Here is a 13,624-nt window from a genome sequence, read left to right on the forward strand (position 1 = left end):
GGAATCTCCTTATCTTGAGATTAATTTAGAGAATTTTGCGGAACAAGGCGATAACTTCTTCTTTGGTTGGAATAAAAGGGTTACCAGGCGCACAGGCGTCTTTCATTGCATTTTCGGCGAGCAGATCAAGATCTACCTCGTCAACCCCAAGCTCAGACAGCTTGGCCGGGATGCCGACTTCCTTGGACAGCTCCTTGATCGACTCAATAACAAAATCTGCGCACTCCTTGTCAGATTTACCTTCTACCTGGAGGCCGATTGCCTTGGCGATTGCCCGGAACTTCTCAGGCACATATTTGGCATTCTCTTCTTCCACATAAGGCAGCAGCATCGCATTACATACGCCGTGCGGCAGATCATACACACCGCCAAGCTGATGCGCCATTGCATGAACGTAGCCGAGTCCGGCATTGTTGAACGCCAGTCCGCCCAGGAAAATCGCGTAAACCATCTGTTCGCGCGCTTCAATGTCATGGCCGTTCTTCACGGTCCGTGCCAGGTTACCGAAGATCAGTTCAACAGCTGCCAGTGCTGTAGCATCTGTAACCGGATAAGCTCCCGGTGTAACCAGCGCTTCAATCGCATGGGTTAAAGCATCCATACCGGTTGCCGCTGTCAGCGCAGCAGGTTTATCGACCATCAGCTCAGGATCATTTACGGAAAGGGTGGCGATGCTGTTCTTATCGACCATTACCATCTTCACCTTGCGTTCTTCGTCAGTAATAACATAGTTAATGGTAACTTCACTGGACGTTCCGGCAGTTGTGTTCACCGCAACGATGGGCAGCGATTTGTTCTTGGACTTGTGAACTCCCTCGTACTCCGCAATATGTCCGCCGTTGGTAGCAACGATGCCAATCGCCTTGGCTGTATCCTGCGGTGAACCTCCGCCGATCGAAATCAGGTAATCACAATCATGCGATTTCAGGAAATCAACGCCGTCGTGAACATTTTTACAGGTTGGATTCGGCTTTACTTCATCGTATACCACATATTCAATACCTGCTGATTCCAGTACTGCCAGCAGTTTACCGGCGATTCCGCTCTGCATCAGGAACTTGTCGGTAACGACCAATGCCTTCTTCAGATTCAGCTCTTGAATGTATGGAGCGATTTCCTGCAGACAGCCTTTGCCCATAATGTTAATAGAAGGAACATAATAAACATGAGTACTCATTAATTGACCAGCCTCCCGATAATGTTGTTGCACAGTTGGTTATCTTCTTCTCTGTAAGGGTTATCCCGGCTGCGGCACCTCAGGCTGGTCTCTGTAGGATTCGCAGCGGACCTTGCTCAGGCGCTTAATCTTATGAAGCATGCGCTTTCAAAGAGAAAATGAACACTCTTATCGTAGCTTTATAATTCTGTGTTGTCAACAAATAAAATATTATTTATGTTGTTTTTATTTGTTTACTGTTTGTAACACGCAGATTATAATGAATATTATAATAAATTTTGTGTGGTTTTCGTCTGTTTCATTGCAAAACACAGATATTTAGGTCTATATTTATAGATAACTATTGAGATTGAAGAGAATAGCTCCGGAAAGGTGATTACAAATGCTGGCTGCCGAAAGACGCAACAGAATTATAGATCTAGTGCATCAGGATAAACGGGTACTGGTTTCCGACCTGAGCCGCATGTTTGAGGTAACAGAAGAAACGATCCGCAGGGATCTGGAGAAGCTGGAGAAGGACGGGATTGTCAGCCGGACTTACGGCGGGGCCATGCTCAACAGGCACACCAACGAGGACCTTCCATTCGTAACCCGCAATGCGCTTAATACCGACATCAAACGCAACATCGCGCTGAAGGCGCTTGATCTTATTAATGACGGGGATACCCTGATGGTTGACCCCAGCTCTACCTCTTTTGAATTTCTTAAATTGCTAGGTAATAAAAACAACCTGACGCTCATCACCAACTCGATCAATATTTTGCAGGAGTTCGCGAATTCCGGCATGAACATCATTTCCACCGGCGGCGCCCTGCGTCACCGTTCCCTTTCGCTGGTCGGTCCGGTCGCCCATGATACGATTCAGCGCTACAATGTGGACACGGCCGTCATCAGCTGCAAGGGGATTGATATGGACCGGGGAATTACCGATTCCAACGAGCCGGAATGCGAGCTCAAGAAGTATATGCTGCGTCAGGCAGAGAAGGTTGTGCTGCTGGCGGATCATACGAAGTTTGATAAGACCGCTTTTACAAAGCTGGTGGAGCTGAACCGGATTGATGTGCTGATCACTGACCGCAAACCGTCTGAGGCATGGCTCAAGCGGCTGGCCAAAGAGAATATTGAGGTTCTCTGCTAGGGCAGCGATTGTGTTTCTTCTATTATATGTGTATCCAAAAAAAGGACATTCCCCCTCTTCCCGGGAAATGTCCTTTTTAAGCTGTACTATAGCCTGCTGTATCAGGCTTTGGACAGCATAATATTCAGAATCGTCTCATCGGTAGCGGCAAGCCCTTCCTGGACGAGCCGTTCCATGTTGGCAATCGTATCCTCTACCTTTTCAAAAATAACTCCGTCATTGTCTGACGGCGAAATATTATTCATCGCCAGCGTAGCCGCCTGGATTGCCGCATTGGTGGCGGTGGAAATTTTGAGCGCACAGGTGGATTTGGCCCCGTCGCAGATCATGCCGGACAAGGAAGCAATGGTATTCTGGATGCCATGCTTAATCTGATCCAGGCTCCCGCCCATCAGATAGATAATCCCGCTGTTCGCCCCGACACCGCCGGCAATCCCTGAACCGCACAGCGGCGAGAGCCGGCCGATATAATGCTTGACATGGACGGTGACCAGATTGCTGAGGGCGATGGCCCGGGCCAGCAGCTCATCATTTTTGCCCATAAGCTCGGCCAGTTTAATGACAGGCAGCGTAGCTGCGATTCCCTGATTGCCGCTGCCGGCCGTCGTCATTACCGGCATGGCACTGCCGTCCATCCGCGCATCAGAAGCTGCAGCCGTTGCGGCGATCACGGAATTGGCAACATCGTTGCCGAACAGGTTGACCGCTGAGCGCTGACTCATTTTTTTGCCGACCTGAAGTCCGTAATCTCCCCGCAGTCCCTCATCTGAAATGGCCTTGTTCATTCTGGCGCCCTCCAGCAGAAACTCCAGATCAGCGAAGTCTGTATTACAGACGAACTCATAGATCCCTTCCAGAGAAACGGCGTAGTCTTCGGGACTTAGCTGCTCGTCCTCCCCGCAATCCCCTTTATCCTTATGGATATCAATCGGGACTCCATCCTTTTCCAGCAGCACGATATTAGTATGTTCCTTGGCAACAACCGCTGTCGCCCGGTGATTCGCACTCTGTACTCTGGCTTCTATATACAGCTTCTCCGGGGTATCCTTTAATTCTACCGTCAGGAGCTTCCGGTCGATAATCGCATTCGCCTGGACCAGCTCATCTGCTGTCAGTCCGGAGAGAATCTCCAGCTTCCTGTGGGAACGATGGATTACCGCGCCAAGTGCCGCTGCAATCGGCAGTCCGGTCTGTCCTGTACCGGGAATACCGACACCCATCGCATTTTTAACAATATTACCGCTGAGGAACAGCTGAATTCCTGTAAGGTCCTCCTGAAGCAGCTCTGCCGCCAAAGAGACCGCATAGGCTACGGCAATCGGCTCCGTGCAGCCTTCTGCCGGAACGATCTCCTTCTTCAATACTTCAAGTAAGTTAACCATATATGGTCCCCCCTTTTTTCTCTGGTTGTCTGTCTGAGCTATCTCTATATACTACATCAGACTGAAGGCCGAGGGAACCGTTTATTCAGCGGGATGGCTGGAAGTTACTGTGTGCTCAAGCCCATTATCTGGCCGCCTCAAGCCGATAACCTAGCCCGCGGACGGTTTCAATGCGGAAGCCGGCCGATTCCGCAAACCGCTCACGCAGGCGTTTAATATGTACATCCACCGTGCGGTCATCCCCGGTGTAATCCATTCCCCAGATCTGCTCAATCAGCTGGCCGCGCGTAAAGACCTGACCCGGAGTGGAGGCAAGCTTATACAGCAGTTCGAACTCTTTTAGCGGCAGGGTTAAAGCTTCTGTCCCCCAAGTCACTTTATAAGTCAGCCGGTCCAGAACAACATGGCCAAGTGAAATCGACTGTGTGGTGCCGATTTTATAACGCTTCAGCAAGGCCCTCACCCGGACGGTCAGCTCTAGCGGATCAAAGGGCTTAGTCAGATAATCATCTGTGCCAAGCTCGAAGCCTTTAACCTTTTCCCAGGTCTCCCCTCTCGCCGTCAGTATAAGCAGGGGCAGGTCCGGGCTAGTCTTTCTCAGCTCCTTGCATAAGGTCCACCCGTCCATCACCGGCATCATAATGTCCAGAATGACCAGATCAACCGGCACCGAAGCATAAACGTCCAGCGCTTCTTTTCCATCGGCCGCCTCAACAGCAGTAAATCCGTCATTGCGCAAAAACAGACAGACAAGTTCGCGTATGTTCACATCGTCGTCTGCAACCAGTATAGTAGCCATCCGATTCCTCCTCTTCCCCTCAAAGTAATCATTATACTATAAGAGCTTGCTTTTCAGATAACCCCTCCCCGGAATATCAAAAAGCGCCAAACTCCAATTCCCGCTCAGGGCATTGAGATTTGACGCTTTGTATATTACACAGGCAAGGCCTGTATTAGTTCTTTTCCACCGCATGTCCGCCGAATTCATTACGCAGAGCAGCAACTACCTTACCGGTAAAAGTATCTGTCTCCAGCGAACGGTAACGCATCAGCAGCGACATCGCAATAACCGGTGTGGCCGCCTGCAGGTCAAACGCTGTTTCCAGTGTCCATCTGCCTTCACCGGAGGAATGCATAACGCCCTTGATGTCATCCAGCTTGGCATCCTTCGAGAAGGCGCGCTCTACCAGCTCCATCAGCCAGGAACGGATGACCGACCCGTTGTTCCACACGCGGGCAACCTGCTCGAAATCGAAGTCGTAGCCGCTTTTTTCCAGAACCTCAAAGCCCTCACCGATGGCAGCCATCATGCCGTATTCAATCCCGTTATGAACCATCTTAAGGAAGTGGCCGCTGCCGGATTTGCCGGCATACAGGTAGCCATTCTCCACAGAAGTATCACGGAACAGCGGCTCAGCCACAGCCCAGGCCTCCTCGTCTCCGCCAATCATGTAGCAGGCGCCATTGCGGGCACCTTCCATACCGCCCGAAGTCCCGGCATCCAGATAGTAGATCCCTGATTGTTCCAGCTCGCCGTGGCGGCGGATCGATTCCTTATAATGCGAGTTCCCCGCTTCAATAACAATGTCACCTTTGGACAAGAGCGGAGTCAGTTCGGCAATTACAGAATCAACAAACTGATGCGACACCATAATCCAGGCAACCCGCGGGGCATCGAGCTTGCCCACCAGCTCTGCCAGGCTTGCTGCCCCGGCAGCCCCTTTGGCGCCCAGTTCGGCAACTGCAGCAGTATTAACGTCATATGCCACAACCTCATGTCCATGCTCCAGCAGATTCTGGCCAAGATTGAAGCCCATTTTACCCAGTCCGATTAGTCCGACTTTCATTAGATATCCCTCCGGTATTTTTTCAAATGTTTGTAATGCCAGTTACGGTCAACTTATGCTCCTGCCTGGAGCGCCTGCTCATCCGGTCCGGCGGATGCTTCAACGTCTTCCTCCGGCTCATCCAGCCACCAGTGGTCTTCGCCCAGCAGCTCATCTGCTGCATCTGGACCGTTAGAACCGGCGGCATACGTATGAAGCGGAAGCTTGCCTTCCTCAACAGCCTCAATAATCGGCTGCACCCATTGCCAGCTCAGCTCTACCTCTTCCCAGTGAGCGAAGAAAGTAGCATCACCGAGAAGCGCATCATAGATCAGATTCTCATAAGCTTCCGGCAGATCGGGATTGGCCGAATTATGGCGAATGCTTACAGGTTCAAGCGCTCCATGCTGACGCGGATTTTTGGTATTCAGCTGCAATGAAATGCCTTCCCCGGGGCCGATCTCAATGACCAGCAGATTCGGATCAAGCGGAAGCTTGTCTCTGTTTACGTTATGAGAGTCATTAAACGGTTCTTTGAACTCAATAACGATTCGGGTTGATTTCTCTTTCATGCGTTTGCCGGTGCGGATATAGAATGGCACGTCACTCCACATCGGATCATCGATCCGCAGCCGTGCGGCAATATACGTTTCATTCTGTGAGGAGGCCTCGATGCCCGGCTCACTAAGGTAGGCCGGGACCGCTTTACCCTTAATCCGGCCTGCACCGTATTGCCCGCGTACCACATGCTGCGACAACTCTTCCTTCAGCAGCGGACGCACAGAGCGGATAACATGGCGTTTCTTGCTGCGGACGTCGTCGGGACTGCTGTCTTTTGGCAGCTGCATGGCCATCATCATCAGCAGCTGCAGCATATGGTTCTGGAACATGTCACGCAGCGCACCTGATTTGTCATAATAGCCTGCCCGTTCTTCAACCCCTACAGTCTCTGCGGCTGTAATTTGAACGTTAGCAATGTAACGGTTTTGCCATAAGGCCCGGAGCACCGGATTAGAGTACTTAAGCACTTCCAGGTTCTGCACCATCGGTTTGCCCAGGAAGTGGTCGATCCGGAAAATCTCTTCTTCGCGGAACGCTGCATTCAGGCTCGCATTAAGCTCACGTGCGGACTGCAGATCCCGGCCGAACGGCTTCTCGATAATCAGGCGTTTCCAGCCCGTTGTGTCGCCCAGACCGCTGTCATGAATACCCGCGGCAATCGGACCGAAGAACTCAGGACCAACCGACAAATAGAACATCCGGTTACCCGCTATATCCAGCTCCGCTTCCCGCCGCTGCACATGAGCCAGCAGCTTCGTATAATCCTCCTTACGTCCAACATCCAGCACACTATATTCAAAAGCCAGCAAAAAACGCTGCAGCCCGGCCGAATCCGTTACAGGACGGCGGGAAAAGGTACGCAGCGAGTCCAGCACCTGCGCCTGAAACGTTTCATTGCTAAGCTCTCTTCTGCCCAGGCCAATTACGGAGAGAGGACCCGAAAGCTTGCCATCGGCAAACAGATTATATAGAGCCGGATAGATTTTGCGTTTCGCCAGATCCCCGGTAGCACCAAACAGCACAAATGTAGATGATTCCACTTTCATTCCTCCCGTTATTATATAAATTTTATTAGGTTACTATTAATTACTCATAAACTCGACAAAATTCATCATACGCCTGCAAAATCCATTCGTCAACCTCATTTCGACATTTACGAAAAGTACTTATTTTCACGAAGTTTTTGCTATGGTATAGTTAGTGGGGTATTAATAATAACTGCTAAGGACGGATGTGCGATGGATCAGGAAATCAGGCCGTTACTTGCCAAAGTAGAGCATGCTTATCATATCGTCGGGAAAAAATGGGTTAATTTCATCTTTCATGTACTAATGGAAGGCCCCAAACGGTTCAGCGAGCTGCACACCCTCATTCCGGATCTGAGCAAACGCATATTGAACGAGCGGCTGAAGGAGCTGGAGGGCTGCGGCCTGCTTACCCGCACCGTAATCCCGGACCGGCCGGTCCGGACGGAATATTCGCTGACACCAAAGGGACAGGAGCTTGGGGCAGCGCTCAGCCATGTGGAGAAGTGGGCGGTTAAATGGCTGTGAGGGTCCCGTCTGCACGGGATCAGCTTTATAAAAATACAAAAAAGGAGCAGGACATCGCGTCCCGCTCCTTCTCTTTTTAGAACCCTCTGCCTGCTGCCTAAAGATCTGCCGATTGGTACTCTGCCAGCACCACTTCCGGTGTAAGCACATTGTTATAAATCTTCAGCTCGTCGATCAGCCCCTTATATGGAGCATCCCAATAATTCACTCCAAGCGTGAAGACCCCGTTGTTGTTCTTAAAAGTATCCGGGAATCCGCTGCCCGAGTACTTTTCCTCCCCGTTAATGTACAGTTTAACAGTCCCGTTATTGACCGTGAAGGTGACATGTGTCCAGGTTCCGGCAGGGATCACGTAGCCCGCGGTTGCCTCATAGACTGCGTCTGACCAGAGTATGGTGGCATCCGATGGTCCCTTTGGAACCAGACTGATCCAGCTGCTGGTGGAGCTCGCCCCGAAAAAGGCAGTCGTATAGGTTGTTAACTGTTCAGGTTTCAGCCACATCGAGACGGAATAGGAGTTGCTGTGAATCAGTCCGTCCGGCAGCCTGATTCCGGAAGCCCCGTCAAATAGTGCTGCCTGGCCCATTATCCCATCCCCGTAAGTAATACTGCCGACAGTAGCACTGCCGACCAGCGAACCTGTTACTTTCCCTTCGTCTGAGAGCTGTAGAGAATCCTTAAGGTTTCCGTCAAAAGAGTACACTGCAACCCGGCCGTCCGTAACCTTAACCGTATAACTGGCCGTTACATTGCTTCCGTCTGTGGAAGCTGCGGTAATGATTGCATCCCCTGCCTGCTTTGCCGTCACCGCTCCGGATGCACCATCAACCTCGGCAATCCCCGGCGCGCTCGAGGTCCAGGAAAGAGTCTTGTTCCCGGCATTGGCCGGCAGGATGGAGACCACTGGAGCAAAGGTATTGCCGGCAGCTATGCTTGTAGCAGCATCAGCAAAAGCAACCGCGTTCACCTTCACATTGGCGTCAGGTTCCCCGTTCACAAGCCAGCCAATGGCTTCAGGCGTGAGCGCTTTTTCATAGACGCGGAACTTATCAATCATTCCTTTGTATGGTGTATCCCAATAGTTGACGCCGAGTGCAAATACACTATCTTCACCGTCAAACAGGTCAGTAAAGGACGTTCCTGAATATTTCAGCACTCCGTTCAGGTATAGCTTAACTGTTCCATCATCGAAGGTAAACGCAATATGCGACCATTTGCCGGTCGGGATCTGCAGGCCGGCATCCGCATCCAGCCAGGTTTCACTGCCGAACCACACCCGGGTCGTTGCCCCGCCGTTGCCGTAAGGCAGCAGGCTCATCCAGTTATTCGTGCTTTTGGCTCCAAAAAAGGCTGCCGTGAACGCTGTCAGCTCCTGCGGATTCAGCCACATGCTGAACGTATAGGCGCTGCCGTTAATCAAACCGTCCGGCAGCCGGACACCGGAGCTCCCGGTAAGCTTGAGCGCCTGTCCGTCCTGGCCGGCTGCATAGTCTACGGTCCCATCCGTTGTATTCAGCAGCTTGCCGGTTGCGCTGCCGTCAGGCTGACGCCCTGTGCTCTCCGCCAGACTGTCTTCAAAGTCATACGCTGCCACCAGTCCGTCCTCCAGCAGCGTGCTGCCAAGCTGAATGACGACTACCGTAAACGACTTCGTGACCAAGGTATCACCGAGCTTAATCGTTGCCGTAAGCTGAACCTCAGCATTGCCGCTGCCCGCCTGCGGCCGGGTAACCTTGCCGTCGGCTGCAACAACCGCCGGGCTGGAAGATGTCCAGGTAATGACAGCCCCGTGCACGCCGGAAACCGGCAGTGTCAGATCTTTATAGACCTTGCTGGTATCGCCAAGCGTCAGGCCGCGGGCAATATTCGCCGCCAGCTCTTCATCGCTGAGCAGACGGATGGCACTGCCCCAGACAGCGATCCCCTGGTCTGACATCGCTGTAAAGGCCATCACCTGTTCGTTCCGGGTGGAATCCCACTGCTTCACGAATACACCTTTGTACAGGTGCTGCACAGTGCTGCCGTTTTCTGTTTCGTCAATCAGCAGATGGGCATAATAATCGCCTGTCAGCCCCCAGCTGCCGCTTACCGCCCCTGCCAGTGTTCCGTCTTCCAGCAGTTCGACATCGACCGTCGGCTTGATTTTGGCCGAGGTATCCTTGCCGTGGTTAACGAACTGGTAAGATCCAATAACATCAGCCTGCTGAACCTTGGCAAGCGTCTCGCCGGAATAACGGTGCGGAGCCACAACCGGCCAGGCGTCCTCGTTCATGAACATCTGATGCACCCGCACCTCATGGGTCTCTCCGCGCATCGGGAATCTCGTATGGAAGAAGTTGAAGAGCTTGCCTTGCTCTTCATCATAAAAAACCGAATTATGACCTGAAGACACATACCCGTATACCGGGAAATCGGCCTCGCCGTTCAGATTGCTGAACAGGAAATTGCCGATCAGCTTGTTACCGATGTTCGAGTGATCACCGTCCGTTGACAGCACGGCATTCTGCCCTGCCGCATCCTTGTAAGGGCCATCCGGATTTACGGAACGGAACAGCCGCATATTGTAGCCGCCGTCAGCAGCCAGCCCGCCGTAGGTTACATACAGATAGTAATAGCCGGTTGTCTGGTCATAAGCGATATAAGGACCTTCGCCGGATTTGTAATTTCCGCCGGAAATTTTGGTGCCGAAGTAACGGTCGATGATTCTGCCGTCTGCGGTAGTCCCGTCTTTACCTGGATAAATCGGCTGTCCGGTGGCCGGATCAACCTCCAGCAGGAAGATGCCGCCCGACCAGGAGCCGTAGGTCATCCATAGCTTGCCGTCCTTGTCATAGAACAGAGTCGGATCAATCGCATTGGTATATTGCTTGTTGTTATAGGTGCCGTTGGCATTGAACCAGGCCGGATTCATGCCTTCCAGCGTTCCTTTGCCAATCAGTGTCTGAATGTTGGTATTCGTCCACTTTTTGTTGACGGTGCTGCTCGTATCATACTGCTCATCCAGCGTAAATCCGGAGTAGATTACAGTGCCGCCGTAAACATACGGGCCTTCAATCTTCTGTGAGACGGCAAAACCGATCGCAGATCGGATATAGGTGGATGAGGTGCTGTAATAAATCATATATGCGCCTTTAGTGCCGTCCCCGTTCACATAATCCGCATTCCAGAACACATCCGGCGCCCAGACGGAGAATCCGCCTTTGCTGTCAGAGTCATTCTCCCCGGCCCAGGCAAAGGATTCCGCCAGATTGGTGGACAAATCACCATAAAGCGCATTGTCCGGTGTCTTGTAGCCGTTAGTGAACGTACTCCAGTTCAGCAGATCCTGTGATTTGGCTGCCTCAATATGTGAGCCAAAAACATAATACGTCCCGCCGTCCTTCACTACCGAAGGGTCATGCACGGATACGTTGCTGAACACCGGAGCTGTCGGGGCCGTGGACGCCTCCGGGGTAGCTGACGGAGTCGCTGCCGGCGTTGGCGAGACCGCAGGGCTTGGCGTAGCCGTCGGCGATACAGAATTTCCGCCGCCGCTCACCTGAGCTGCCGTAGCTGTAGCGGTCGCTACCGGCTTCTCCATCCTGATTAAGCTGCTGTATTTCGGATCATAGCTGACCTTGCCGCTGCCTTGAACCGTAATCTGTCCGTTCAGATTAGGAATCAGATTTCTGACCTCACTTCCGGACTCCACACGCAGCGCTGCCAGGCGGTTAAGTGTCAATTCTCCGATCAATCCGCTCACCAGCACAAGCTCCGGCCCGCCTGCAGCATTGACTACAACGGAGTCGAAGCTGCCGCTAAGCCGGACCTTCGATCCTGCAGGCAGAGCAGTCTCAAGCTTAACCCTGCTGAAGCCCGCTCCGCTAAGCGCGGCATCTTCTTCCAGGCTAACGCCGGATTCCACCGTCGTGTCCGGAATGGCGCTGCTGCCCTTCAGAGCAATCCGCAGCTTGCCGTCCGGCTTATCCGCAATCAGGGCTGCAGCTGAAGTATTGTTCAGCACAACGCTGTTCTCTCCGCCGCCGCTGACCACAATTTTGCCGGAAACCTTCACGTTATCCAGCAGAATATCTCCTCCGGCGATCCCTTCGGTGAGATACAGATTACCTGAAATATCAGTATCCTTAAGAGTCACACCGGCTGTACTGATCACCAGATTCTTCGCCTGCAGCTGTGCGTAGCTGCCGCTTTGCAGGATGATTTCCCCGGATAGCCTGCTGATCATCCGCACAGCTTCCGCCCGTGTTACCGGATGTCCGCCTTTAAAGCTTCCATCCTCATAGCCGCTGAGGAATCCATCGCTCAGCAGGGTAAGAACAGCTTCCCTGCTCCACTCCGGGAGCGTTGCAGCATCCTGCGGTCCTGCCGCAGCTGCAGCAGCATCGAGCCGGTACAGCCGGTACAGCATAACCGCCGCTTCCTGGCGGCTGACTGTCTGCTGCGGGCGGAAGGTTCCATCACTGTAACCTGACACATACCCTGCAGATACCGCTTTCATAACTTCGCTGTAGTACGCTTTTCCCTGCTCCAAATCGCTGAAACTGTTTGCAGCAGCCACTGTCTGCAGATTAAACAGCCGGTTTACCAGGGTGACCCATTCTGCCCGGGTAATATTCTGATCCGGCTTGAAAACGCCGTTTCCGTACCCTGACAGCAGCCCTTTGTCCACCCATGTCTGTAAATCGCCTGCTGCCCAGTGACCTGTATAGTCGGGCGCTGTAACCGCCTGCTGCTGTCCGGCAGCATTGCCGTCCTTTACTGCTCCCGAAGCCCCCAATGCCGGGGAAGGAACGAGCAGCAGCAATGCAAGGAGTGAAGATGTCAGCCTGCCTGTCCATTTGTTCAAAAGAAGATCCCTCCGTTTCTAAAATAGGCCTAAACCGGTCATTTCAATTGCCCGTCTGGTTAATTAGCAGCATCTATGGTACGGGACAGCACCTCCTTTTATCCGCTATAAATGAAACGCTTTCAATAGATGCTCGAAAAAAAGTCCCTGATTGGTTTTGTTTTATTTTAAATAAATATAAACAATAAACCTCAAGAAACTCTGTAACCGCTTTTATTTTAATGTTTTTATCATGTATTAGTCAATTATAATTTTTAAATAGTATGAATCTTTTTATATTTTTATTTATTAATTATAACCTCCAAAAAAAGAGCAGTTGCCCACCCGGATAACCGGGCGAAGCGCTGCCCCATTTAAATACCTTTATTCTGCCTGACCGCTAACCGGAAATGTATTACGCCTTACTGCTTCTCCTGCTCCAGGATCACCTGCTCAATCCCCAGCATAATCAGCTGCAAGCCGAATTCAAAGGCCCGGTCCGTTCCCATCACCTCGAACAGCCCGGTCGTAAACATTCTCCGGAACAGTCCTGCATCCTGCTCACTCATTGTGTCCAGCTGCCGTTGCAGCTCCTCGCCCGGAAGCATTCCCTGATCTTCTTTGATGATTGCAGAGACATTACGCTCATGCTGGTAACTGTCCAGAACGAAAAAGAAAACATAGTTCATAATCGTGGTAGCCGCTTGCAATTTCTGATCCGGCTCAAGCGGCGTCTCCTCCACACAGAGCAGCATTTGGTTCGTAAACCGGATGATGTCCGGCTCATGGGGCAGCGTCATCATCATGAGCTGTGTCGAGCAGGGATACCGGCTGAGCACACCCCGTACCGTCACCGCAAGTCCCGTCAGCTGCTCCTTCCAGCCCCCTTCAGATTGGAACTCCTCCAGGATTATTTTTGAAATCTGATTGGCCAGGCTCTGGTAGAGCTTCTGTTTGCTCTTGAAATACCAGTACAGAGAAGGAGCCTGAATCCCTACCCGGTCTGCCAGCCGTCTCATGCTGAATTTCTCGATGCCATCCTCTCCAAGAAGCTCCCAGGAGGCTTCCAAAATCCGTTCCTCCGAAACTTGAGGCTGCTGCTTTTTCATCATTATCCGCCCTTTTATCTAACAGTGTAAGTTTTTGCTTTACAAGTCCCTAT

9 protein-coding genes are annotated in these 13,624 nt (G+C 52.0%); 2 read left to right on the forward strand and 7 right to left on the reverse strand.

Annotated features, from left to right (window positions below):
- Positions 1–25: 25 nt before the first annotated feature.
- Complete coding sequence (locus tag NST84_RS16965) at positions 26–1,177, reverse strand: iron-containing alcohol dehydrogenase (protein ID WP_342561356.1); 1,152 nt, start codon at positions 1,175–1,177, stop codon at positions 26–28.
- 382 nt (positions 1,178–1,559) lie between these two features.
- Here NST84_RS16965 and NST84_RS16970 point away from each other — a divergent pair, with 382 nt between their 5' ends.
- Positions 1,560–2,315: a DeoR/GlpR family DNA-binding transcription regulator gene (locus NST84_RS16970; RefSeq protein WP_342561357.1), complete on the forward strand. Its 756-nt coding sequence runs from the start codon at positions 1,560–1,562 to the stop codon at positions 2,313–2,315.
- Positions 2,316–2,416: 101 nt separating this feature from the next.
- On the opposite strand, the gene NST84_RS16975 is transcribed toward NST84_RS16970, so the two are convergent.
- From NST84_RS16975 to zwf, 4 genes are all read right to left on the reverse strand, one after another.
- Positions 2,417–3,697, reverse strand: a complete 1,281-nt coding sequence (locus tag NST84_RS16975; RefSeq protein WP_342561358.1) for an L-serine ammonia-lyase, iron-sulfur-dependent, subunit alpha — start codon at positions 3,695–3,697, stop codon at positions 2,417–2,419.
- A gap of 124 nt (positions 3,698–3,821) precedes the next feature.
- Positions 3,822–4,496, reverse strand: a complete 675-nt coding sequence (locus NST84_RS16980; RefSeq protein WP_342561359.1) for a response regulator transcription factor — start codon at positions 4,494–4,496, stop codon at positions 3,822–3,824.
- 154 nt (positions 4,497–4,650) lie between these two features.
- Complete coding sequence (gnd, locus tag NST84_RS16985) at positions 4,651–5,544, reverse strand: phosphogluconate dehydrogenase (NAD(+)-dependent, decarboxylating) (protein WP_342561360.1); 894 nt, start codon at positions 5,542–5,544, stop codon at positions 4,651–4,653.
- 53 nt (positions 5,545–5,597) lie between these two features.
- Positions 5,598–7,124 carry a glucose-6-phosphate dehydrogenase gene (gene zwf, locus NST84_RS16990; RefSeq protein ID WP_342561361.1) on the reverse strand — a complete coding sequence of 509 codons (1,527 nt, stop codon included), beginning with the start codon at positions 7,122–7,124 and terminating at the stop codon, positions 5,598–5,600.
- Positions 7,125–7,322: 198 nt separating this feature from the next.
- Here zwf and NST84_RS16995 point away from each other — a divergent pair, with 198 nt between their 5' ends.
- Positions 7,323–7,637, forward strand: a complete 315-nt coding sequence (locus tag NST84_RS16995; RefSeq protein ID WP_342561362.1) for a helix-turn-helix domain-containing protein — start codon at positions 7,323–7,325, stop codon at positions 7,635–7,637.
- A 97-nt stretch (positions 7,638–7,734) separates the two neighbouring features.
- On the opposite strand, the gene NST84_RS17000 is transcribed toward NST84_RS16995, so the two are convergent.
- Both NST84_RS17000 and NST84_RS17005 read right to left on the reverse strand, forming a co-directional pair.
- Entirely contained in the window at positions 7,735–12,483 is a 4,749-nt protein-coding gene (locus NST84_RS17000) for a LamG-like jellyroll fold domain-containing protein (protein WP_342561363.1), read from the reverse strand.
- Positions 12,484–12,884: 401 nt separating this feature from the next.
- Positions 12,885–13,571 carry a TetR/AcrR family transcriptional regulator C-terminal domain-containing protein gene (locus NST84_RS17005; RefSeq protein WP_342561364.1) on the reverse strand — a complete coding sequence of 229 codons (687 nt, stop codon included), beginning with the start codon at positions 13,569–13,571 and terminating at the stop codon, positions 12,885–12,887.
- Positions 13,572–13,624: the final 53 nt, after the last annotated feature.

Source organism: Paenibacillus sp. FSL R7-0345, assembly GCF_038595055.1.
In the GTDB taxonomy this organism is placed as follows: domain Bacteria; phylum Bacillota; class Bacilli; order Paenibacillales; family Paenibacillaceae; genus Paenibacillus_AQ.